The following is a 22420-nucleotide window of genomic DNA, read 5'->3' as shown; positions in this document are numbered from 1 at the left end:
ATAAGTTAAGAGTAGTCTATTAGTGATACTAGGATAAAGCGTTTTCTGTCCTAGTACTTTTAATTACATAGCTTAACTATTTTGGAAATACTAATCAATGTTTACTTAAAGCGATCGCACAGATACCGCTCAACATCAAACCTGCTCCTACCCATTGGGAAATTAAGACTTTTTCTCGCAAAATTACAGCACCAGTGATCATTGTCAATATAATTGTTAATCCGATCACTACTGGATAGGCAACTGATAAATTCAGCTTTCCTAAAACTACCACGTAAAAAACCGTACTCAGACCATAAGTACAAATTCCTCCTAGTAAATAGATATTTAACGGATTTTGTCCCGCTCCTAGTTTTAATAGATTTTGAGCCAGTGTATTTAACCCCACTGTGATTAAAATCAGCAAGCTAAAAACTATCTGGTTATTCATGGTGAAAATTTACTCAATTTATAAGGTGATATTTTTTGCTCAAAAGAGCAATTTACAAAAAACTCTCATAGCCAGCAGCATCGTCAAAATCCCAAAGTTCTCCTCCAGATGCATAAGGTATTTGCACCCATTTGCCAGCAAGTTTTTCCCACCATCGGGGCGGGTGTGGTAGGGTAGCAACTTGGATGAAAGCACATCGACAAAGTAATGCTCCCACAAAATCAGTATGTAAGCTATCACCAACAACGAGTATGTGTTTTGCTGGCAACCGCATGTGAGCTATTGCCTGTCGAAATGCCGGGGGAAAAGGTTTTTTAGCTGGACTGAGCGCTGGAATATCAAGACGATGAGACCAATATTTGACACGATAGCGACGTTTCCCATTTGAGAGGATAAAAAATTGCAATCCGGCTAACTTTGCTTGTGTAATCCAATCTTCTGCTCTCGGGGATAGGTAGCGATCATCTTCAGAAATAATAGTGTTATCTAAATCAAGAATGATTCCTTTAACACCAGAAATCTTGATTTTATCAATTTTTATTTGAGCTAGTGTATGGATACGTCGGGGAAGCCTATGGCGTTTCTCTTTGATACCCAATTTAGGCCAGTTCATCAAAAAAGTTTTGAAATTTTTCATCCGCAAAGTCCCGAAAATTATGCCATTGGTGCATTTACCAGATTTATTCGATCAGCCCTTGATGTTTGAGTAAGAGAATCACAAAGCAAGTTAATACCCAACCAATGACAGTTAACAGAATGGGCAAATCTTTCAACAAAACTTCTTCTGGGCGCTCACTACGTCCATCTTGTTCTGGATAGTTGTCGCCGTAATTGGCAATCTCTGGGGGATCACTCAGCAGTTGATAGCGAAAAATGCCATACAATACGAACGGCAAAGTCAGTAGCATCCAAGAACTGGGCGCTCCATGTAGATAGGGGCCCGCACTCCATAGAGCATAAGTAACAACTGTGCAAGTGGTGACAACATTTTCCATGCGACCCAGCAGAGGCAAGGAATAGTATTTGAGGACAGAGCGAGGCTTGTTGCCTTTAATTTGTGCTAATCGCAGTTCTGCTTTGCGCTTTTCAATACCCAAAAATAGCGCTAGCATCGCAGTGCAAAGTAAAAACCAAGCTGATAAAACGATGCCGGTAGCAGCAGCACCGGCATAGGCTCGGAGAACAAATCCAGTAGCGATCGCCCCAATATCCAAAATCACCATCCGTTTTAGTCGCAGATTATAGGCGATCTGCAACACGGCGTATGCAGTTATGGCTGCACCCAACTGGGGCGATCGCAACCAGGCAAAAATCAGAGCGCCACCTAATAGCACCAATGCCATCCCAGTACCAACACGGATGCTGACTAATCCGGCGGCAATTGGCCGCTTACACTTGACAGGGTGCTGACGGTCAGATTCAACATCTGCGATGTCATTGATTAAGTAGAAGCCACTTGATGCACAGCAAAATAATATGAATGCCAATAGGCTACCTAGCAGAGATTGCAGATTGATACTAAATGCAAACAACGGTGCTGCAAACACCACCAGGTTTTTTGTCCATTGTCGCGGTCGCATTGCAGCTAAACAGTACGCCAACTTCTTGGAACTAGTTAAAGATTTTTCTACTACTGAAGTACGCCGATAGTCCATAAGTATACCTGTTGCCTCCCTGTGTCAGGAGAATTAGATTGAACAACTTTCCCAGGTTCTATTAAAATTTATCTTAGTAAAATTACTTACAACTTTTTACCTAGTTGATAGTACCCTTGTTGAGTAATGTTTTCATATTAAAAAATCTACTTTCATAAAATCTTTATGTAAACTTTATTAAATCTTTACATAAAAATTTATACGTAGGTAAATTGTGTTCACCGTTAAAGATATGTAGATATGTCCTCTTTTGTCAATTCGTAAATAAAGTGATAATAAGTTACATTATTACTACTTAGAGAGAAGTGTTATACTCTTATGAGAACAAACTTGAATATCACTTAAGTTATAAATGAGGTAGTTAGCAGAAGCTATCTAGCATACCAATCTTTGAAAGATTGGGTTATTTACCTCAACTCAAAAAATTTTAACTATAGACCTAGTGGACGGTCTTGATGTCCGTTAAGCTATCAATAGTTTGTTTACCTTAGAAAATTAGACAGTTAACGAATGATTATTGTAGGGAAAAATGTTTTAATTTTGTATGAAAGCTTCAAGAATACTCACAGATGTTTTTTTAGGCAATTTCTCGGTTAAATCTATTAAATCTCTAATGATAATATTGCTATGAATGCACATAGAGGATCTGCTGTGCTCAGTTCTGCAACTTTCAAAGTGCAACCATCTGCAACAGGACTGAATGATAATCATCGCCTGCGGCTGTTTTCTGGCTCTGCCAATGTACAACTGTCTCAAGAAGTCGCTCGTTATGTGGGCATGGACTTGGGGCCAATGATTCGCAAAAGATTTGCCGATGGAGAACTTTACATTCAAATCCAAGAATCGATTCGGGGTTGTGATGTCTATTTAATCCAGCCATGTTGTCAACCCGTAAACGATCATTTGATGGAATTATTGATTATGGTTGATGCCTGTCGTCGAGCTTCGGCGCGACAGGTAACGGCAGTAATTCCCTACTACGGCTACGCCCGCGCCGATCGCAAAACGGCAGGACGAGAGTCAATAACCGCCAAGCTGGTTGCTAACTTGATCACTGAAGCCGGTGCCAACCGCGTTCTCGCAATGGATTTACACTCGGCTCAGATTCAGGGCTATTTCGATATACCCTTTGATCATGTTTACGGTTCGCCAGTATTGCTGGATTATCTAGCAAGCAAACAACTGCCCGACTTGGTGGTTGTTTCCCCCGATGTTGGTGGTGTAGCACGAGCTAGGGCATTTGCAAAAAAACTGAATGACGCTCCACTGGCAATTATTGACAAACGTCGTCAGGCACATAATGTTGCCGAAGTGTTAAATATCATCGGCGATGTTAAAGGCAAAACGGCAGTGTTGGTGGATGACATGATCGACACTGGGGGCACGATCGCAGAAGGGGCGCGATTACTGCGTGAAGAAGGAGCGCGTCAGGTATACGCCTGTGCAACTCATGCGGTGTTTTCTCCACCAGCGATGGAGCGGTTATCCAGTGGCTTGTTTGAGGAAGTCATTGTGACAAATACGATTCCCATACCAGAAAGCGATCGCTTTCCCCAACTAGTGGTGCTGTCAGTAGCTAATCTTTTAGGAGAAACTATCTGGCGGATTCATGAAGATACTTCAGTTAGTAGTATGTTCCGCTAACTACATTCCCGTTACAGGGATAAATTACCCACATTGACCCCTTGATCGGGTGCAGTGTGGGCTTTTGCTTTTAGTTATTACGCCAACAGTAATGTCCCTTGTGGGCGATCGCACCCCTGCTCCCTGCACAAGAGCTTTTTCATGTGCGCTAGTAAAATGGATGCAGCACTGCCAAATTAGAATACTTTAATTGAGTTTGGACAATTTGGATAAAGAGGACAAAGGGATGGTTACAACTCCTAAAAAAGTGATTTCAGTTTTACCTTTGGAAAATGGCGATCGCTTATCTCGCTGCGAATTTGAGCGGCGCTATCAGGCAATGCCGCATTTAAGAAAAGCTGAACTGGTTGAGGGAGTTGTGTATATCATGGCATCGCCACTGAGAATTAAAAGTCATGGCGAACCACATGGAAACCTGATCGGGTGGTTATGGAACTATAAAACTGCAACCCCTGGCGTTGTTTTGGGAATTGAACCCACAGTGCGTTTAGATCCGGATAATGAACCACAGCCTGATGCGGTACTATTCATTCCGGGCAGACAGGCATTGATTAGTGAAGATGATTATATCCAAGGCGCACCCGAACTGGTGATAGAAGTGGCAGCAAGCAGTGCAGCCATCGATTTACATGACAAAAAACGTACCTATCGACGGAATGGAGTACAGGAGTATATTGTTTGGCGAACATTAGATAATCAGTTGGATTGGTTTAGGCTGCAAGCGGACGAGTATGTTTCGCTACCAACCGATGAGCAGGGAATTATTCGCAGTCAGGTGTTTCCGGGGTTGTGGTTGTCGATACCTGCCTTGCTGTCAGGAGAAATGGCAATGGTGTTATCTGTTTTACAAGCAGGTTTAGCTGCGACAGAACATCAAGAATTTATGCAAAAGTTGAATGAGAATATCGGAAATAGGGAATAGATATATACTGAGTTTTTTCAAAAATTAAATAGGAGTCCTATCTGTTCCTGAAGAAGTTATCGAAAGGCTTTGTTGCACGAATCAGGAAAATGATGAAAACGAAAGCTAATGTACTTATACAAGAGTGTCAGTGTGAAGTAGCGCAACTGCTAGGTAATGAGAAAGGAATTGATGATTGGGTGGTGGCTGGTGGCAAGCTTGGTTTCAGAAAACTCTTTCTCCCCCTGCCCCCTACGAGGCTTTCCTCGTTCTCATAGGAAGTTAAAAATATGAAAGCTAAAAAAGTTAAAATTAAGACTAGACCTGGGATCACTGATGAGCTTATTCATGATTATCTTACGCAGTTCGGTTTAATAGAAAATTATTATATCTGGGGTACACCTAAATTAAACAGTGGGATAATATATTGTTTATCATCTGACAATAAAATTGTCACATTTTTAGTTGAAGATGATCAACTTAATGGAATATACATAAGGTATCTTGAAAAAATGGGAGTTCCTGTTTTTGAGGATTCTTTAGAATCTGATGAGTATGGAAAAGCCCTCTTGGAAAAGGCTAATAAAAAAGATGACTCCTTAACGATACAGCCAAACCCGAAGTAGGGAAAGCAGTTGCTCAGTATCTACAGGTTTGGTAATGTAGTCAGAAGCTCCAGCTTCGATGCACTTTTCCTTGTCGCCTGGCATGGCTTTGGCAGTTAAAGCAATGATTGGTAGTGAGCGAAACTGTTGTTGTTGGCGGATGGCGCGGGTGGTTTCGTAACCATCCATTTCCGGCATCATGATATCCATCAAAACTATATTAATGTCAGGATTAGCTTCCAGCATCTCGATGCCATCTCTGCCATTTTCGGCAAACAGCACTTGCATTTGATAGATTTCTAAAAAGCTGGTCAGGGCAAAAATATTTCGGAGGTCATCATCTACAATCAAAATTTTCCGATTAGCCAGCACCGGATCAGTTTGATGTAATTGCTCTAGCATTTGACGTTTTGGTGGGGGCAAATTTGCTTGCACCCGATGCAAAAACAGGGCAGTTTCGTCTAACAACCGCTCTGGCGATCGCACATTTTTAATGATAATTGTCTCTGCTAGTCCCCGCAGTTGTGTTTCTTCTTGTCGGCTGAGTTCTTTGCCGGTGTAAACGATGATCGGCAGTTTCAAAAGTCTAGGTTCAAGCTTTATCTGCTCAATTAGTGTAAACCCGCTCATATCGGGCAGACCGAGATCCAATACCATACAATCAAAGTGATGCGATCGCAAAATCATCAGGGCTTCTGCCCCTGTACCCACTGCTGTACTCTGGACATCACTATTACCGATCAGTTCGATAATACTTTGGGCTTGTACGGGATCATCTTCTACAATCAGGAGAGTTTTTACCTGACGCTCAATAAAGCCTTTAATCTCAGTCAATACCTGAGTTAGCGCTTCTGGAGAAATGGGTTTTTGTATATAGGTAATCGCTCCTAAGTGTAATCCCCGTTGCTGTCTTTCATCAACAGAAAGTATATGTACTGGTATATGTCTAGTGTTTGGGTTATGCTTCAGACGATCCAGCAGCGTCCAACCATCCATCTCTGGCATGTGGATATCTAGCATAATCGCATTCGGTTTAAACTGTTGCGCGAGTCCTAGACCTTCTTTGCTCTGTAAAGCAACGATGGTTTTAAAGCCCTGCTCCCGTGCCATATCTAGTAAGATGCGGGCGAATTTATCGTCATCCTCGATAATTAGCAAAACGCGATCGCCTGGTTGAATTATTTCCCGATCGTCTGGAATTTCGCTGGGCAAGCTACTAAGTACTTTCGCAGATAATAATGTATTCAAAATTACAGGTCTGTTTTCGACTATTGGCACTTCTTTGATGATCGATGCCGTGCGAATAGAGGTGATTGGCTCAGGGTGTGGTGTGGTGAGAGTATTTTGACCATTCTTTTGGTGTCGCCTGGGCAAGTAGAGGGTGAAGGTGCTTCCCTGTCCTGGTTGGCTGACTAGTTCAATTCTCCCTCCCAGCAGTTGAGCCAATTCGCGGCTGATGGACAAGCCCAAGCCAGTTCCCCCGTACTTGCGGCTGGTTGTGCCATCTGCCTGCTGAAATGCCTCGAAAATAATCTTCTGCTTCTCGGCTGGAATCCCTATACCCGTGTCGCTAACTGCAAAAGCAATCATCGGATTATCAACTTCGCCTGCCTGAGTTGCTATGCCAATTTGTAACTTCACGCTTCCCTGTTCGGTAAACTTAAAGGCGTTAGCTAGGAGATTTTTCAATACTTGTTGCAGACGCTTGGAGTCGTTATAAATTGTCGGGGGTAACTTATTATCTAGTTCAACAGTAAAACTGAGTTCTTTATTGTGGGCAAGTTGCCGGAAAGTCTGCTCTAGAGATGTCTGCAAATCTGCAAGAGCAATTTGCTCAATATCGAGTGACATAGTACCCGACTCAATTTTTGCCAAATCTAGAATGTCATTTATCAACTCTAGCAAATCAGTCCCAGCCGAGTAAATAGTCCGGCTGTACTCAACCTGTTTGTCAGTCAAGTTGCTAAGAGAGTTATCTGCTAGCAGCCTTGCTAAAATTAACAGGCTATTTAGCGGTGTCCGCAGTTCGTGGGACATATTCGCGAGAAATTCTGACTTATATTTGGAAGACAAGGCCAGTTGTTCAGCTTTTTCTTCCAAAGACTGCCTCGCCCGCTCAACTTCTTGGTTTTTGCGGGCAACTTCCCGATTTTGAACTTCTAACAATTCTGCCTTTTCTTCTAGCTCCTCATTTAATTGTTGTAATTCTTCGTTAGACTCCTTGACAATAAATTGTGATTCCTCCAACTCGTGCGCCTGTTCTTCCAGGCGTTGATTGCTCTGCTGTAGTTCTTCTTGTTGGGTTTGCAGTTCCTCTGTTAATGCAACAGACTCTTGAAGTAGTTGCTGAGTTTGGAATTGTGAGGCAATGTTATTTAAAAATACACCCAGATTTTCACTCAATTGCTCTAGAAATGTCAGGTGCAATTGCTTAAAAGTCCCAAAAGAGGCAAGTTCAATTACGGCATTCACCTGCGTCTCAAATACTATAGGTAAGACAATAATATTTAGCGGTGGAGCTTCTCCCAAGCCGGAAGTAATGCGGATATAGTCACTAGGAACTTCTGTGAGGAGGATTCTTTGTTTTTCTAGGGCGCATTGTCCCACCAATCCCTCGCCCAAACGAAACTGATTTGCCAGGTTTTTCCGCTCTTTGTAAGCATAACTACTCAACAACTTCAGTACAGGCTCGTCGTCTATGGAGTCCATCAGATAAAAAACGCCCTGCGATGCTCCAACCAGTGGTGCTAAATTCGACAAGATCAGGCGAGATACACTTTCCAGCTTTCGCTGCCCTTGCAGCATCTGGGTAAATTCAGCTAAGTTAGATTTTAGCCAGTTTTGCTCATCATTTTTTTGAGTTGTGTTTCGCAAATTAACGATCATCTGGTTGAAGGTGCGCGTCAACACGCCAATTTCATCTAGGCGATCGCTGTGTGGTAAACTCCCCGATAAATCCCCATCCGCCAGCTTTTGAGCCAAATCAGAAACTTGCTTCAGGGGTACTGAGATATTTCGGGTCAGGGCGTATCCGATCAAAGCTAAGATCAAAGCAAATAGAGGAATACTATAAACAATAATGGCGATCATTTGTTGAGCAGCTGCTTTTGCCTTGTTAGAGCGCTGTTTCAGCAGTGTATTTTCCTCAGTTTTCATCGCCTGGATAATTTTCTGGATTTTATCCATCAGTTGTTTACCCTGGTCTGTCAGAATAGCTTTCTGGGCAAGTTCCACGCTTTGACTTCGCCGTAGCTCAATGACATTTTTCATTACAGCCATTCTCTCGGTTAGCAGTGGCTCCAAAATATCAAGCCGATTTTGCTGGTTGGGATTATCTGCTGTTAATCTCTGAAGTTCGTTGAATTTTTGATTTAGTACTTGAATAGCAGCGTTATAAGGTTCTAAATAGCGCTGTTCTCCAGTAATAATGTAACCGCGTTGCCCAGTCTCAGCATTTATCAGTTGCAAGTTGAGGTCTTCAAGCTGACTTAATACCTGGTAAGTATGGTTTTCTTGGCGCGAAGTTTCAATTAGATCATTGGTGCTTTGGTAGGAGATTAGACCAATGGTGGTCAGAGTTGCCAAACTCAGGGCAAAACTTACTGCAATCTTGGTTCCAATCTTCAAACGCTTCAACATTATTCCAGTCAGGTATTCAAATTATTTCTGTTTTTAAGACTATTCTGATTATGTTTTAACTATCCAAAACAAATGTAGGATATTTTATTCGCATGGGATATGCTTAGTTTTTTGCCCACAAAATATTATCATTTGTATCCTAATATATTTACAAATGTAACGTTATTTTAAAGAAATTTATATAATTTCTTCGTCTAAGATTTTGATAATTTAAAAAATAAGCCTTTAGACAGCATAACTTCTTTCACAAGAAGCAGCCACCTTATTTTTTAATTGAATCTGGCGGTGGATGATTCAACACTTGTTCTTAGATTATAAATTTAGGATTCAGACTAGACTTTACTCGCTAAAAAATGGTGATTTTTATGAGTTTACACATTTGGGATGCTCCCCCCTTTTCTCGCTTAGGTTTAATAATCAAAAAAACCTTGAAGAATATTAAACAATTCAAGGCTCATTTAATATTATATTGTTACGGTTCAATAACTTTGGGGGTTGACAAAAAGGCTGGATAGTAAAATCAAGCAGGCGGATAGGGAAAATTAAGTTCATTAAAACAGAATTTCTATAAACGCTAAATATAGATAGTGGTTGCGGTTGGATATGACATCAATGCCATTCTACATCACTATACAGATCAACCCTAAACTTAGTTATCGCAAGCAGTATTCTAGCGCAAAGTTCAGGTTTCAAAAGGCAACCTATACTGAGGCTTATCTGTAGTTTACAAGACAAACTATATACTCCTCCTCTAAATTTTCAGGAATATCCTCAATTAGGGTATGCCATCAAACCTCTTTATATTAACTTGACGTTTAACTAGAAGTTCGTAAGAAAGAGGCGATCGCTTCTAGCCGCATCAAGTTCAGATTGGCTATATATCCGAAAATGTTCAATCTTGTTACTCTCTAAAATGGCTCTTGCACCTGCGATATAGATATCAGTACTATTTAGCATTAATAGGTAATTGCCAAGGGTCACTTGATGTTCATAATATCTGGCTAGATCCGCAGGAATTCCGAAAGTAGTGTAGTTATCTTTGGAACTGCTGATATCTACCTCACTAAGACCATTCAGAGTATTTGTATCCTTAGCAATCACCGACACTTGACTCATAGGAAACCCAGCAGCTTTCAGTTGAGTAAGTGTTCTTTCTGCGTCTTGGCGCGTAGAAAAAACACCAACTGCATTTTTATAGCGACTATTTGGGGTCGAGTATGGCTCATAAACCCCACACTGTTCAATATCACGGCGATTAAAAATCCTCTTAGCAAGACGAATTTCTATCTCTATGCCGGTTACTATCACCAAATAGTAACCTTTGCAGACAAGATCGCTGTAACCGTGTGCTTGCTGTTTAGGGATTCCTAAACTTAGCAACACACCAGGCAAACTACCTGCTAAAGTGGTAGCGATCGCTGTTGCTGCTCCGGCTAGGATGACTCGGCCTATACCAGGAATTACCCAGAATACTAAACCGACTAATAAGGTAGTAAGACCGCCTAAAGCTGCACCCGTAACGGTTTGAGCCGTATCTTCTGAGAATGTATTGCTAGTGTGCTCTTTAACTTCAACACCAGCAATATCACTTTGTTCTTCTGCATTCCGTGCGATTACAGAAACTTTGTGCATTGGAAAATTAGAAGCTTTTAGTTCCTGAAGTGCCAATTGTGCATCCGAACAACTAGCGAAAACTCCTATAGTTCTTCGCTCTTTTTCTAAGGTCATTTTATCGGTTTATTCAGCTAGAAGTGATTCCCAAGACCATTAGCTAATTTCAGGCAATTACACAGCTCGACGAGTCACTAAACCCCAAATGAAAATCAGTAGCATCGCACCAAGAACAGCAAATAAAATACTTCCGAGGGAAAAAGCTCCTACAGATGCGGCGGCTGCTGAACTACTTCCTATATGCAAAGCTTGACCCAAATAACCACCGACAACGGCTCCAAGGATTCCTAATACAATGGTGGAGAGAATGCCGCCACCTTGGGTTCCTGGATAAAATAACTTAGCTAACGCACCTGCAATTAAACCCAAAACTAGCCAAGCAATAATGTTACCCATTGAATTTCTCCTTCCTTGAGAATCTGCTTTGTTTGCTTTTCACCATTTCATCTTAAAATTTTTCGGCAAAATTTCTGATCTATCTAGAGAACTAATATCAAAAATCTTTAGATATCATTTGAATATTCACTAGGTCGTCTTTGAGGATGAATATAGCAATCCGTGCAGGAGTTACGAACAAAAAGATCTCCGACTTCTTCAAGAAGTGGGGGATCTGAGCCTGTCGGTGGAGATCAAATCAAATAGGATTGTTATATATGAATTAGTAACAATTTTTATCTGGCAATCATACTTCTTTGCTGGAACTATATAACCCAATGGGTGCTTCATAGGAGTGTGAACTCGACTTAAGTAAGTGGGCGTGAATAATTAAAGGTTTATAGTAAGGGCTTCAGTCCTGATTACGAGCAAAAGTAATGTTTGCATTACCTAACATAGCTTGATTTATTCTTGCCCAGTTACTTAGAATTATGTTTTTCCTAAATTATTAAGTAGAAAATTCTGTTCATGCAATTATTCACAGAAGGTAAATAGAGATTTGAATTTGTGGGAGCATCCCCATGAGTGTAAAATCTAACAATCTTCCGGGATTGCGTTCGCTACGTGAACGCAATCACAGATTAAATTTGATTATTTTATCGAATAGTAAAAACTGGGATGCACCCGAACTTGTGATTTTTTCAAAGCAGTATTAGCTGCTTAAGCCTCAGGAGTGAGGACTATAGAAAGAGCTAGTTGATAGAGTTGGCGACGGGGAAGGAAAGTAGCTTTTGCTAACTGACGGCTAGCTTGCGATCGCGATATTCCCTGAGTAATTAACTGTTTCAATTCGGCTTTCAATTCCTCTTGTGTCAGTTGGGGCTGACTGAGTGGAATTCCCGCCACTACTAATGTATATTCCCCTTGGGGTTCTCGTTGGTTGTAGTGAGCGATCGCCTCAGCAATTGTCCCCCGCCAAAATTCCTCATACAATTTAGTTAACTCCCGCCCCAGCACAATTTGGCGATCGCTTCCCCAAACAAGAGCTAAGTCTTGTAAAGTATCTCGCAAACGGTGGGGCGATTCGTAGAAAATCAATGTGCGAGCTTCTGTTTGCAGAGATTCTAAATGTTCTTGCCTCTGTTGACTTTTCGCTGGGAGAAAGCCTTCAAAAACAAACCGATCTGTTGGTAATCCAGCTGCACTCAATGCAGTAATTGCTGCACTAGCGCCAGGAATGGGAACTACTGCAATTCCTGCCTGAATGCAGGCTTTCACTAGTTCATATCCAGGATCGGAAATTCCTGGCATTCCAGCATCACTCACCAGAGCGATCGCTTTATTGTTAACTAAATGCTCTAATAATTCTGGGATGCGACTGGTACGATTGTGTTCGTGGTAACTCACCTGGGGAGTTTTAACTTGAAAATGCTGTAGCAGTTTCCCAGTGTGGCGCGTGTCTTCCGCAGCAATGATATCCACAGTCTGCAAAATTCGTACCGCCCGAAAGGTTATATCTTCCAGGTTGCCAATTGGTGTGCCGACAACGTAAAGTGTTCCTGGTTTTGGATCGGTTTGCATGAGTAAGAGTTAGGAGTTTGTAGAGACGCGATTCATCGCGTCTATGCTATGCAGGAGAGACGCGATTCATCGCGTCTGTACAAGAGTTAAAAATAATAATTTATGCACCAATACGAAAATATATGACAAATGGATAATCTAAAATCCAAAATCCAAAATCCAAAATCGCCTCGTGGGTTATTTGTAGGTTTAGTAACCTTAGATTTAATTTACCTTGCTGATCCCCCTAAGAATAATCAGAAGATTGTTGCTACTGACTATACTGTAGCGGCAGGGGGCCCAGCAACAAACGCGGCTGTGACTTTCAGCCATTTAGGTAATCAAGCTACAGTCTTAGGTGTAGTGGGTTCTGATCCCATGACGCAGCTAATTCGAGGTGATTTGGCAAATTACAAAGTTGCGATCGCAGACCTTGAGCCTACCACTGATTTAGCACCTCCTGTCTCCTCAATCATTGTCACCCAAGCCACGGGTGAACGGGCTGTGGTTTCGATCAATTCTGTCAAAACTCAAGCCAGCAGCGCATCTATCCCGCCAGATATTTTGCAAAATGTCGATATAGTACTGATTGATGGACATCAGATGATGGTTAGTTATTCCATAGCCGAAATGGCTAAAGCCAAGAATATCCCAGTAGTGATCGATGGTGGTAGTTGGAAACCTGGATTTGAGCAAATTCTGCCATTTGTAGATTATGCCATCTGTTCGGCTAATTTTTATCCCCCCAACTGCCAGACTGGAGAAGACATTTTTGCCTATCTGGGTGGATTTGACATTCCTCACATCGCCATTACCCACGGACAAAAACCAATTGAATACTTGAGTTGCACTAAAACTGGTATCGTAGATGTGCCGCAGATTCAAGCGGTTGATACATTAGGGGCTGGAGATATTTTCCACGGTGCTTTCTGTGATTACATTTTAAGGGAAAGTTTTACTGATGCACTGGCACTGGCAGTTAATATTGCTGCTGATTCCTGTAAATCTTTTGGCACCCGGCGCTGGATGGATTTAAAATAATTCGTAATTAAAGACTTCCAATTACGAATTGCGTTAGCGTAGCGGAGCGTAGCCCATTAGTAATTAGTTAAACTAAGTAAGCATCGCTGTGCGCCTCTAATCAGGTTATACATATTTTTAGATCAGGCCAAATTAATGAAAGATTTACAAGAAATATTAGCGATCGCTCGTGAGGTAGGTTGGGGCGCAGCACATATACTGCGATCATATTACCACGGCACCGCAAAAGACCCAAATTTAGAAGTACAATATAAACAGAATGAGCCTGTTACCGTTGCCGATGTAGCTGTGAGTCAATACATTTTGCAGAGGCTACAAGCAACTTTGGGTAATGAAGATTTTGCTTATATCAGTGAAGAAACCTATGAATCTCCAAGTGGTGTAGCACAGCCTTCCGCCCCTTGGGTATGGATAATTGACCCTTTAGATGGCACACGAGACTTTATCGAAAAAACTGGAGACTATGCAGTTCACATTGCTTTAGTCAAGGAAACACGCCCAGTCTTGGCCGTGGTGGCAGTACCAGAGACAGAAAAGTTATATTACGCTACCAAAGGCGGGGGTACATTTGTAGAAACCCGTGATGGTTCTGTTCCTTTACAAGTGTCGTCAGGCAAACGAATTGAGGATTTAACCTTAGTCATTAGTCGCTCTCATCGTAACCAACGATTAGATTACTTACTAAAAAATTTACCCTGTCAAAATCAGAAAACTGTGGGTAGTGTAGGCTGCAAAATCGCCACCATTGTCGAGCAACAGGCAGATATCTACATTTCCCTTTCCGGCAAGTCTGCGCCCAAAGATTGGGATATGGCAGCCCCAGAACTGATTTTAACAGAAGCTGGTGGTAAATTTACCCACTTCGACGGCACTCCGTTGCAGTATAACACTGGTGATATCAATCAATGGGGAGGTTTGCTGGCTAGTAACGGTGAATATCACGAGGTGCTGTGTAAGGAAGCAGAAAGGATTTTAGCGCAGTTTGAGCATAACTAAATGGGGCATTTGAGGATGAATATTTTTTAATTTGCAGCCCCCACGCTCTGCGGTACCGCGCTCAGTGGTGGGTAGTTGACAACACTAATTGCCTGGGCGATCGCTAGTTAATTACGATTTTTTGTTAAAAATGTAACTCTTATATTACAAGCAACAAAAGCCTGTCGTTGGAAAAGCAAGCTACGCATTGGCGGAGCCTAAGAAGAGAAGCGTCTCCGGCTTAAGGCAGGATAACCCAACACCAAGAATTCTTGCTTTCGTTGGGTAACACGAATGTTCAACCCATGTTTTTTCAGAGTAATAAAGAGCGATAGTTTGTTGAGTTCCATTTGCGGAACTTGCAGCAATATAAATGTATCTTCCTGTATATCCATAAAGTATTGTAGATATCGTTAGTCTGCAATCCTTGGCTCTGGATTTTCAATAAAATGTTACGACTTTATCATTTATTACTAGGTTCTATCTTGCTGGTGTCAATACCAGTGGGAGCAAAACTTATTCTCCCCCAATTTTCTCCACCCAAAGTGGTAAAACCCCTCGCTGTTGGAAGACTTTCCAACCCTAACGAAGGAAATATCTGGCAGAAAATCCTGGGAAGTGCTGCGGCTCCAACTAACTGGGAAGTTGCTGCTTGTAAGGGAAATGCGCCTTTATTGTGTGTCTCCTCCAAAGGGGAAGTTTTGGGTACAGTTGAGATTAACGTTTACCCGCTAGCAAACAATGAGGATTTTCAAAAGAAACTTGTAGCAGCGGGTATTCCACCTGGTTCCCAAGTGGACTACCAAAGTTCCAAATACCAAACCCAGATATTATCAGCACTCAAGGCTTGGGTTGCAGACCACTACGCTGCTTTTGTGAAAGATCGTCAGGGTGAATATGGAAAACAGATTACTTTCTCAGCCTATCCACCGCAACCAGTACCCGTTGGTAAACTTCAGGGAATCCGCTACGGGTTCGCCGGACTCAACCAACAAGGTGGAGTACAAGAGCAACATATCGGTCATATTGCCTTTGATGGTAGTAAACTTTACGTAATTACCACTGCCTTTGACCCAGGTACGCAAACAGGTAAGTTTGAGAAACTGGAAAACTTGGCTATTTTTCAACCTTACTTGTATGCGATCGCAGCAGATTTGCGTTTACCCTAAGAGGCATGGGGCAATTTAATTTTGGATTTTGGATTGACGATAGCGCCACGGAGAGCGACGTAGGAGCGTCTTTTGGATTAAATCTAAAATCTAAAATCTAAAATCTAAAATTCTTACTCCCCCATTCCCAATCAATCTAAATCTCAGCTACCGCCCGTTCAATTAAGCGACGTGCTAAAGTTTGCGTGCCAGTGTGTTCATAATAATTCGTTGCTACATCTAGGAACGCCGCGAGATAGTCTAACTTGTCATCGGCAATATCGACAAAACTTTGTAAGTTGCCAACTACCTTTTGTGGGGTTAAATTATTGGCGCTGACTAACCCACTCATCCAACCTTTAACTGAGTCAAAACTTTCGCCGATAAAAGCGAGTTTACCACCAGAATTGTTCCCTGGAATCACATCTTTGATATTTTGGAAAGTCGAGTTTTTTTCTAACTCCTGGGGATTTGTTTGATTAAGCCCAGATATCGCTTTGCTGATGAAGTCTGGGCCCAAAGGGATCAAACCATCAACACAAACTAATGCCACCATGCGGATGAGCGACTCACCGCTATACTCACCTAAAGAGGCGACAAAATCCCCAATACTGTCTCCAGGAATGCCGTTAATTTGGCAGAAAGCTACCAACTCAGCCACTAATTTTAATGTCAGATCGATGGTTTGGGCTTTGTCTGGTTTGGGAGTGACAGAGTTTAAAAAACCCAACAGAGGAATTTTCTCACCGACTTTGTTAGCTAAAGCTGCTGCACCAAGCGCTTTATCTGTACCATCAACGGTTTGATATAACCACAAGGCTGTTTGGTATCCTTGGGATTTGTCGTTGAATAAATAAATTGCTCTTTCACCAATTTGCTGAATTAAATCTTCGTCGTCTTCGCCAGTGACAGTTTTAATAGTGTTGACAAAACCGACGGTATTTTGCCACTGTCCGGGAGCAACAAAATCGAGGGAATTCAACATAGAAACAGTCAAGCCACCGGTTGGTAATTGATCAACCAACTCAACAATCGATTTACTCACAAAAATCTCCTTATTTAGGTTTTATTATCTGAATCTTCGTAGTGCAAATCATTGCAGTTTAGCCAGACCATTAAGATTAAACTTCTTTAGCCAATCTGCGCGATCGCTAGCTGTAAATGACGAATCACGGGAAAGTGCTTTTACTTGGTACTTACCTACCAAAATTGCAGTTTGCGTCTTACCAACTTCTACTGCGGGATAACCGCCAATTTTTTTGGTACTCTTCGAGAACTTTGCTGCTGTACTCGGTGTGCTGGTGGTATCAGAAATAGATAGCAATGCTATATCTTTACCGCCTTTTTTCAACTTCGCTTCCGCAAAGCCTTTTTTCTCTTGGGTATAGACGCGCTGGTAGCCATCACCTGCATCAGGGAAAAGTTTATTAAATTCGCTACCCTGAGTTGCGGTCTTACTTACCGCTTGACCGCGTTTTTGTTGAGTACTTTCTTTTTGCACCTGGTCAAAACGTCCAGGTGCTTTTGGAGTACAGGCTGTTGTCAGTAGTACCACTGACAGCAACAAAGCAGCTACTACCCTACGCCCACGGTGTAAAATCATTCTTGGCTTCTCCTTATACTTGAGCTTTGAGGCAATTATCAGCGCTGCTAGCAATTATTACCCGTAAAATTTACTTTTTGATAATTATTGCCTAAGTTCTGAACTATAGCAGTCTGTTTTGATGCAACACCCATCACTATTCTTACACTTCAGAAACCAGTGCCATGCTTAACGTACCAATTAACCCAATAGACATAGGAGTGAAATTAAATATGCGTTACCCAGAACCCTTGTAGAGACGTAGCACTGCTACGTCTCTACAAGCACTGCTACGTCTCTAGATTCTTTTTCACTCCTATGTCTAATGCAAAAACGCCCCCCCTTTCGGGAGAGCGTCTTTTAATTATAGATAAGCGTGAAGAGCGTATCTCAGATTATGATTAACCGTTGATAGCAGGAGCGGTTAGAGCTACAGGAGCAAAATCACCAGCAGCCAAATCTAGGGGGAAGTTGTGAGCGTTGCGCTCGTGCATTACTTCCATACCCAGGTTAGCCCGGTTGATTACATCTGCCCAAGTTGCAATCACACGACCTTCAGAATCAATGATTGATTGGTTAAAGTTGAAACCGTTCAAGTTGAACGCCATTGTGCTTACACCCAAGGCGGTAAACCAGATGCCGATTACAGGCCACGCTGCTAAGAAGAAGTGCAAGCTGCGGCTGTTGTTGAAGGAAGCGTATTGGAAGATTAAGCGACCGAAGTAGCCGTGGGCTGCAACGATGTTGTAGGTTTCTTCTTCTTGACCGAACTTGTAACCGTAGTTAAGGGACTCAGTTTCGGTAGTTTCACGAACTAAGGAAGAAGTAACAAGAGAACCGTGCATTGCAGAGAACAAACTTCCGCCGAATACACCTGCTACACCTAATTGGTGGAAGGGGTGCATTAAGATGTTGTGTTCTGCTTGGAACACGATCATGAAGTTGAATGTTCCAGAAATACCCAAGGGCATACCATCAGAGAAAGAACCTTGTCCGATGGGGTATACCAAGAATACTGCACTTGCTGCTGCTACTGGTGCTGAGTAGGCGATCGCAATCCAAGGACGCATTCCTAAGCGGTAGGATAGTTCCCATTCACGACCCATGTAGCAGAATATGCCAATCAGGAAGTGGAAAATTACCAATTGGTAAGGGCCGCCGTTGTACAACCACTCATCTAGAGAAGCTGCTTCCCAAATTGGGTAGAAGTGCAAGCCGATAGCGTTGGAGGAAGGTACTACTGCACCAGAGATGATGTTGTTTCCGTAGATTAAGGAACCTGCAACAGGTTCACGGATTCCATCGATGTCTACTGGAGGTGCGGCGATGAAGGCGATTACGAAGCAAGCAGTGGCGGCTAGCAGGGTGGGGATCATGACTACGCCGAACCAACCGATGTAAATACGGTTGTTGGTGCTGGTGATCCACTCGCAGAACCGATCCCATACGTTGGCGCTTTCGCGACGTTGTAAGGTTGTTGTCATGGTTTTATAAGTGCGGTTAGTTATTTATGAATCAGGCAGTTTTGTTTTTGCCTGTGAATCTACTTTACAATGCTTTACAATTTTTTATCAAGTTTTATTACTTCAGTAAAACTGATAGAAGTTATTAGTTTTGCTTATTTCTGATTATCGCTGAGAGTACGAGATTATTCTTAAGGATTTGGTGCTGTACTCACGCCGATAACGTACCGTACAATATCGATTGCATCGCACTTTTGATCTCGATGTCTGAGCGATCGCTTTCAACATCGCGTTAAAACAGATACCTCAAATATCGTGTTGAAGTACTCAAATATCGTGTTGAAGTACTCAAATATCGTGTTGAAGTACTCAAATATCGTGTTCAGGTACTCAAATATCGTGTTCAGGTACTCAAATATCGTGTTCAGGTACTCAAATATCGTGTTCAGGTACTCAAATATCGTATTCAGGTACTCAAATATCGTATTCAGGTACTCAAATATCGTGTTGAAGTACTCTTAACTTTGTCGCACCGCGATCAAGTATACAGGTGCTCCGGCGCAGCCCGCCGTAGGCATCGCCTTCATAAATCTCAACAAACAAAGCGAACGCTTGACTTTTAAAACAGTCGCCAACATCAGGCGATCGCACTTGACAATTAAGACAGTCGCTACAAATACTTAATTTTGTTCAAAAATCAAACCGGATTCCGATATATTTACTCTGGTGTTAGCGCTGAAAAGATAAAATAGAAAGGAACATTGTTCTTATCGACTCTGAATAGAGAGTTGAAATGAATTATTACCGAAATTAGGAGGGGAAGTGTGACATGACAATTACTTTAAATCACACCATAGTACCCGTACATGACAAGGAAGCATCGGCGAGGTTCTTTGCAAAAATTTTTGGTTTAGAGGTCGAGGTTCCCGTTGGCCACTTCGCTGCTGTACATATAAATGATGCACTGACACTCGACTTCGCCGATGCCGAAGCGTTTGAGTCGCATCATTATGCCTTCCATGTCAGTGATGAGGAATTTGATGCAATTTTTGCACGCATCAAAGAGGCGGGCATTGAATACACTAGCGACCCCATGCATCAGAATAAAGGACAAATTAACCACCGGAAGCAAGGTCGTGGCTTCTATTTTTATGATCCCAATGGTCACAACTTAGAACTGTTGACCAAATAATTACTAATTCGTAATGACGTTCGCCGTCATTACGAATTATTTTGACCAGTGCCTAGATATTTGACATCAAGTCAATGCATTACTTTTTTACTAAAAAATATGCTGTAGCATAGTCTGGCAATTGCGTGATATGCTGCCCAAAATCTTTTTTATTCTTAAAAATACCTGCCAAAAAATCGAGTTGATAAAGATTGGGTAAAAATGCTCCGCCTGTATCGGCGATGACTCCCATTTGCAGATGTTTGCGACCACCTTGAGTATGCTCAATCACAATCACTTTACCTAAACCGATATTCAAAACATCTCCGGCAAAAGTGACTCCGGGTTTGATAGAAATTTTTGCATCTATTTTGTATCCATAGCCTTTAATAGCATCAACTTCTCGAAAATACCAATAACGCTTTTGTGCTGTTGCCTTCAATCCGCGAATATAAGACATTCCATTATTTCTATCTACATTAAAAAATGCCTGATAACCATCTGTAAAATTAATCAGTATTGTTCCTTCCATAATTGCCTCTTCTAAGCCATTCCTGGTTAGATAAGCGAGACTTGTAACTTTTCCAAATTCTTTACCACCTGGTTCATAAATACCCGACAAAACATCCTGCTTTGTGTATCGAGTGTAGAACTTATCGCTATTAGAGTTGTCTTTTAAGCTATAAATTGGTGTATTAAAGGTAGAGGTTTTCTTGCGAGAACCGGGGTGAGTAAAGACAGCATATTTGGTAATTCGTAATTGTTTTTGCTGTTTATTATTTGGGTTGTAGGCAGACCATTTAATGACTCGAAAATTGGTATTGATAAATTTAGGGTCTTGTAAACGAGTAGCTCGATTATTAGCAACATCCTCCTTTAAGATAGCAATCATGAAATCCAAAGTTTTGAGAACATCTGGCACAGTAACCCCTTGGGTGGTAAGCATCCCTGTACGCAGAATATCTGGGTCTGCTGAAGCGTAGTCTTGAAAATATTTTCTAGTATTAACGAGAACCGTTAATAAATCTTTTTGATTGAAGTTAACCTTACTACTTGGCAGCTTGGCTGGAGTAACAACCTGGCTGCCATTAATGCTAAATTTATATTTTTTGAACTCATCGACAACTGGATAGGGTGCAGATGCTGCTAACAAATTATCCGAAGATGAAAAAGCGTTTTGCTTGGCGATAATCTGATCAGATGTTTGTTGAGCGACAAAAGGATTTTGAAATTTGGAAGTAAGGTAAATCTGTGATTGAAGTGGGGCAAAATTTTTTTGCTGACTAAAGGACTGATCTTGTTGAACTAGCTGTTTATTTTTTGACTGAGTATATAGATGGCTACTCGCTAAACTGACAAATAATAAACCAGCACAACCTACTGCAAGGCGGAATTTTGGGTTAAATAAGATATTCATAACCTGGAAAATAAATTCCTATTGTCTTTAATTAAGAATTACGAATTACGAATTACGAATTTTTTTAAGTTTCTATCACCTCACGCACTAATTGCGCCAATTTTTCGGCACTATCGGGAACTGCGATCGCACGAGCTTTTTGAGCCATCTTTGCTAACTCTGGCGGTGACTGCAACAAATTCAACACATTACTTTGCAATGCTTGGGTCGTCAACTCCGATTGCTTCAAAGTTAACGCCGCACCAGCTGAAGTAAATACGTCTGCATTGTAAGATTGATGGTCTTCTGCGGCAAAGGGGTAAGGAATCAAAATCGCTGGCGTTCCACACACTGCCAATTCTGTCAAGCTACCTGCGCCAGAACGACTAATGGCAAGAGTTGCCCGTTGCAACAACGCCGCCATATTGTTGTAAAAAGGTAAGGCTATGTACTGTGGATGTTTGAGACTATCTGCTTCTGGATCGCGATCGCCAGTTAAATGTACTATATATGCACCAGCATCAAACCAAGCGTTTGCAGATTCCCGCACCAATTTATTAACCGCAATTGCACCCTGGCTACCACCAAAGACGACAATTAAGGGAACACCTTCAGGAATGGCTAAATCCAGAGGTGGATTAATTGCCCCATCGAGAAATTGCGCTCTTACGGGAGTGCCCACGTAGACAGTTTTGGAACGGGGTAAATACTTAGCAGCTACTTCAAATCCCAAGGCGATCGCACTACACCAAGGGCCAAAAAAGCGAGTTACTTTACCAGGTAAAGCGTTAGATTCGTGGAAAACCACGGGTAAACCGAGGGAACGCGCCGCAATCACAGCAGGCCCGGCAATGTAACCCCCTGTGGTAAACACGCCTTGAAAATTTCCTTGTTTGAGAATTCGTCTGACTTCCAGAATCGAAAGGGCGAGTTTACCCAAAATGCGAATCGAGGAGAGTCCAAACCCTTGCTGAAACCCTTCAACTGCAATAGTATTCAAGGGATACTGTTTGGGAACAAGTTGAGTTTCTAGCCGATTGGGTACTCCCAGCCATTCAATTTGATAATCTGGGAGTTTCTCTGCCAGTGCGATCGCTGGAAACAAATGTCCACCAGTCCCACTGGCAGCGATTAATAATCGTATCGGTGCGTTTGCCATCAAAC

Annotated in this window: 20 protein-coding genes; 7 read left to right on the top strand and 13 right to left on the bottom strand. The window is 41.9% G+C overall.

Going from position 1 to position 22420, the window contains the following annotated elements:
• Nucleotides 1–94: 94 nt before the first annotated feature.
• The 3 genes from HWQ23_RS22895 to HWQ23_RS22885 all read right to left on the bottom strand — a co-directional run bounded on the left by HWQ23_RS22895 (nucleotide 95) and on the right by HWQ23_RS22885 (nucleotide 2085).
• A complete protein-coding gene (locus tag HWQ23_RS22895; protein WP_292833263.1) occupies nucleotides 95–430 on the bottom strand; it encodes an SMR family transporter in 336 nt (111 codons plus the stop codon).
• Nucleotides 431–482: 52 nt separating this feature from the next.
• On the bottom strand, nucleotides 483–1043 hold the full coding sequence (locus tag HWQ23_RS22890; RefSeq protein WP_292833260.1) for a YqeG family HAD IIIA-type phosphatase: 561 nt from the start codon (nucleotides 1041–1043) through the stop codon (nucleotides 483–485).
• A 67-nt stretch (nucleotides 1044–1110) separates the two neighbouring features.
• On the bottom strand, nucleotides 1111–2085 hold the full coding sequence (locus HWQ23_RS22885; protein WP_292833257.1) for a decaprenyl-phosphate phosphoribosyltransferase: 975 nt from the start codon (nucleotides 2083–2085) through the stop codon (nucleotides 1111–1113).
• A 627-nt stretch (nucleotides 2086–2712) separates the two neighbouring features.
• Between HWQ23_RS22885 and HWQ23_RS22880 the strand changes: the two genes are divergently transcribed.
• The 3 genes from HWQ23_RS22880 (at nucleotide 2713) to HWQ23_RS22870 (ending at nucleotide 5256) form a co-directional block, all read left to right on the top strand.
• Nucleotides 2713–3729 carry a ribose-phosphate pyrophosphokinase gene (locus HWQ23_RS22880; RefSeq protein ID WP_292833254.1) on the top strand — a complete coding sequence of 339 codons (1017 nt, stop codon included), beginning with the start codon at nucleotides 2713–2715 and terminating at the stop codon, nucleotides 3727–3729.
• Between the two features lie 226 nt (nucleotides 3730–3955).
• Complete coding sequence (locus HWQ23_RS22875; protein WP_292833251.1) at nucleotides 3956–4651, top strand: Uma2 family endonuclease; 696 nt, start codon at nucleotides 3956–3958, stop codon at nucleotides 4649–4651.
• Between the two features lie 269 nt (nucleotides 4652–4920).
• On the top strand, nucleotides 4921–5256 hold the full coding sequence (locus tag HWQ23_RS22870; RefSeq protein ID WP_292833248.1) for a hypothetical protein: 336 nt from the start codon (nucleotides 4921–4923) through the stop codon (nucleotides 5254–5256).
• Here HWQ23_RS22870 and HWQ23_RS22865 read toward each other — a convergent pair.
• From HWQ23_RS22865 to rsmI, 4 genes are all read right to left on the bottom strand, one after another.
• Nucleotides 5230–8874 carry a response regulator gene (locus tag HWQ23_RS22865; protein WP_292833245.1) on the bottom strand — a complete coding sequence of 1215 codons (3645 nt, stop codon included), beginning with the start codon at nucleotides 8872–8874 and terminating at the stop codon, nucleotides 5230–5232. The two genes, HWQ23_RS22870 and HWQ23_RS22865, sit on opposite strands and share 27 nt — an antisense overlap.
• Before the next feature lie 819 nt (nucleotides 8875–9693).
• Entirely contained in the window at nucleotides 9694–10602 is a 909-nt protein-coding gene (locus HWQ23_RS22860; protein WP_292833242.1) for a hypothetical protein, read from the bottom strand.
• Between the two features lie 57 nt (nucleotides 10603–10659).
• Nucleotides 10660–10941, bottom strand: coding sequence for a GlsB/YeaQ/YmgE family stress response membrane protein (locus HWQ23_RS22855; RefSeq protein WP_292833239.1), 282 nt, complete (start codon nucleotides 10939–10941; stop codon nucleotides 10660–10662).
• 699 nt (nucleotides 10942–11640) lie between these two features.
• Complete coding sequence (gene rsmI / locus HWQ23_RS22850; protein ID WP_292833236.1) at nucleotides 11641–12501, bottom strand: 16S rRNA (cytidine(1402)-2'-O)-methyltransferase; 861 nt, start codon at nucleotides 12499–12501, stop codon at nucleotides 11641–11643.
• 129 nt (nucleotides 12502–12630) lie between these two features.
• Between rsmI and HWQ23_RS22845 the strand changes: the two genes are divergently transcribed.
• Both HWQ23_RS22845 and HWQ23_RS22840 read left to right on the top strand, forming a co-directional pair.
• Nucleotides 12631–13521, top strand: coding sequence for a sugar kinase (locus tag HWQ23_RS22845; RefSeq protein ID WP_292833233.1), 891 nt, complete (start codon nucleotides 12631–12633; stop codon nucleotides 13519–13521).
• 135 nt (nucleotides 13522–13656) lie between these two features.
• Nucleotides 13657–14517 carry a 3'(2'),5'-bisphosphate nucleotidase CysQ family protein gene (locus tag HWQ23_RS22840; protein ID WP_292833230.1) on the top strand — a complete coding sequence of 287 codons (861 nt, stop codon included), beginning with the start codon at nucleotides 13657–13659 and terminating at the stop codon, nucleotides 14515–14517.
• 197 nt (nucleotides 14518–14714) lie between these two features.
• Here HWQ23_RS22840 and HWQ23_RS22835 read toward each other — a convergent pair whose 3' ends face one another.
• Complete coding sequence (locus tag HWQ23_RS22835; protein WP_292833227.1) at nucleotides 14715–14891, bottom strand: hypothetical protein; 177 nt, start codon at nucleotides 14889–14891, stop codon at nucleotides 14715–14717.
• 54 nt (nucleotides 14892–14945) lie between these two features.
• Between HWQ23_RS22835 and HWQ23_RS22830 the strand changes: the two genes are divergently transcribed.
• Nucleotides 14946–15665 (top strand): hypothetical protein, encoded by a 720-nt coding sequence (locus HWQ23_RS22830; RefSeq protein ID WP_292833224.1) that lies wholly within the window; start codon nucleotides 14946–14948, stop codon nucleotides 15663–15665.
• A 136-nt stretch (nucleotides 15666–15801) separates the two neighbouring features.
• Here the strand turns inward: HWQ23_RS22830 and HWQ23_RS22825 are convergent, their stop codons facing one another.
• From HWQ23_RS22825 to psbA, 3 genes are all read right to left on the bottom strand, one after another.
• On the bottom strand, nucleotides 15802–16689 hold the full coding sequence (locus HWQ23_RS22825; protein ID WP_292793535.1) for a hypothetical protein: 888 nt from the start codon (nucleotides 16687–16689) through the stop codon (nucleotides 15802–15804).
• Nucleotides 16690–16737: 48 nt separating this feature from the next.
• The gene (locus HWQ23_RS22820; RefSeq protein ID WP_292833221.1) at nucleotides 16738–17247 is read right to left on the bottom strand and encodes a hypothetical protein; all 510 of its coding nucleotides are present in this window, start codon (nucleotides 17245–17247) and stop codon (nucleotides 16738–16740) included.
• Nucleotides 17248–17627: 380 nt separating this feature from the next.
• Complete coding sequence (gene psbA / locus HWQ23_RS22815; RefSeq protein ID WP_104905973.1) at nucleotides 17628–18710, bottom strand: photosystem II q(b) protein; 1083 nt, start codon at nucleotides 18708–18710, stop codon at nucleotides 17628–17630.
• A gap of 808 nt (nucleotides 18711–19518) precedes the next feature.
• Here psbA and HWQ23_RS22810 point away from each other — a divergent pair.
• Nucleotides 19519–19881 (top strand): VOC family protein, encoded by a 363-nt coding sequence (locus tag HWQ23_RS22810; RefSeq protein ID WP_292833219.1) that lies wholly within the window; start codon nucleotides 19519–19521, stop codon nucleotides 19879–19881.
• Nucleotides 19882–19960: 79 nt separating this feature from the next.
• Here the strand turns inward: HWQ23_RS22810 and HWQ23_RS22805 are convergent, their stop codons facing one another.
• Together HWQ23_RS22805 and murG are read right to left on the bottom strand one after the other, a co-directional pair.
• A complete protein-coding gene (locus HWQ23_RS22805) occupies nucleotides 19961–21277 on the bottom strand; it encodes a murein transglycosylase A family protein (protein ID WP_292833217.1) in 1317 nt (438 codons plus the stop codon).
• A 64-nt stretch (nucleotides 21278–21341) separates the two neighbouring features.
• Complete coding sequence (gene murG, locus HWQ23_RS22800) at nucleotides 21342–22415, bottom strand: undecaprenyldiphospho-muramoylpentapeptide beta-N-acetylglucosaminyltransferase (RefSeq protein ID WP_292833215.1); 1074 nt, start codon at nucleotides 22413–22415, stop codon at nucleotides 21342–21344.
• Nucleotides 22416–22420 lie beyond the last annotated feature (5 nt).

The sequence above is a fragment of the Nostoc sp. JL33 genome (genome assembly GCF_017114985.1).
GTDB lineage: Bacteria > Cyanobacteriota > Cyanobacteriia > Cyanobacteriales > Nostocaceae > Nostoc.
This window is presented reverse-complemented; position numbering and strand designations above follow the sequence as displayed.

Excerpts from the sequence above, each read along its gene's own strand:
- HWQ23_RS22870 (WP_292833248.1), top strand. The coding sequence starts at position 4,921 with ATGAAAGCTAAAAAAGTTAAAATTAAGACTAGACCTGGGATCACTGAT.
- HWQ23_RS22880 (WP_292833254.1), top strand. The coding sequence starts at position 2,713 with ATGAATGCACATAGAGGATCTGCTGTGCTCAGTTCTGCAACTTTCAAA.
- psbA (WP_104905973.1), bottom strand. The coding sequence starts at position 18,710 with ATGACAACAACCTTACAACGTCGCGAAAGCGCCAACGTATGGGATCGG.
- HWQ23_RS22855 (WP_292833239.1), bottom strand. The coding sequence starts at position 10,941 with ATGGGTAACATTATTGCTTGGCTAGTTTTGGGTTTAATTGCAGGTGCG.
- HWQ23_RS22890 (WP_292833260.1), bottom strand. The coding sequence starts at position 1,043 with ATGAACTGGCCTAAATTGGGTATCAAAGAGAAACGCCATAGGCTTCCC.
- HWQ23_RS22885 (WP_292833257.1), bottom strand. The coding sequence starts at position 2,085 with ATGGACTATCGGCGTACTTCAGTAGTAGAAAAATCTTTAACTAGTTCC.
- rsmI (WP_292833236.1), bottom strand. The coding sequence starts at position 12,501 with ATGCAAACCGATCCAAAACCAGGAACACTTTACGTTGTCGGCACACCA.
- HWQ23_RS22805 (WP_292833217.1), bottom strand. The coding sequence starts at position 21,277 with ATGAATATCTTATTTAACCCAAAATTCCGCCTTGCAGTAGGTTGTGCT.
- HWQ23_RS22895 (WP_292833263.1), bottom strand. The coding sequence starts at position 430 with ATGAATAACCAGATAGTTTTTAGCTTGCTGATTTTAATCACAGTGGGG.
- HWQ23_RS22830 (WP_292833224.1), top strand. The coding sequence starts at position 14,946 with ATGTTACGACTTTATCATTTATTACTAGGTTCTATCTTGCTGGTGTCA.
- murG (WP_292833215.1), bottom strand. The coding sequence starts at position 22,415 with ATGGCAAACGCACCGATACGATTATTAATCGCTGCCAGTGGGACTGGT.
- HWQ23_RS22840 (WP_292833230.1), top strand. The coding sequence starts at position 13,657 with ATGAAAGATTTACAAGAAATATTAGCGATCGCTCGTGAGGTAGGTTGG.
- HWQ23_RS22860 (WP_292833242.1), bottom strand. The coding sequence starts at position 10,602 with ATGACCTTAGAAAAAGAGCGAAGAACTATAGGAGTTTTCGCTAGTTGT.
- HWQ23_RS22875 (WP_292833251.1), top strand. The coding sequence starts at position 3,956 with ATGGTTACAACTCCTAAAAAAGTGATTTCAGTTTTACCTTTGGAAAAT.
- HWQ23_RS22865 (WP_292833245.1), bottom strand. The coding sequence starts at position 8,874 with ATGTTGAAGCGTTTGAAGATTGGAACCAAGATTGCAGTAAGTTTTGCC.
- HWQ23_RS22835 (WP_292833227.1), bottom strand. The coding sequence starts at position 14,891 with ATGGATATACAGGAAGATACATTTATATTGCTGCAAGTTCCGCAAATG.
- HWQ23_RS22845 (WP_292833233.1), top strand. The coding sequence starts at position 12,631 with ATGGATAATCTAAAATCCAAAATCCAAAATCCAAAATCGCCTCGTGGG.
- HWQ23_RS22810 (WP_292833219.1), top strand. The coding sequence starts at position 19,519 with ATGACAATTACTTTAAATCACACCATAGTACCCGTACATGACAAGGAA.
- HWQ23_RS22820 (WP_292833221.1), bottom strand. The coding sequence starts at position 17,247 with ATGATTTTACACCGTGGGCGTAGGGTAGTAGCTGCTTTGTTGCTGTCA.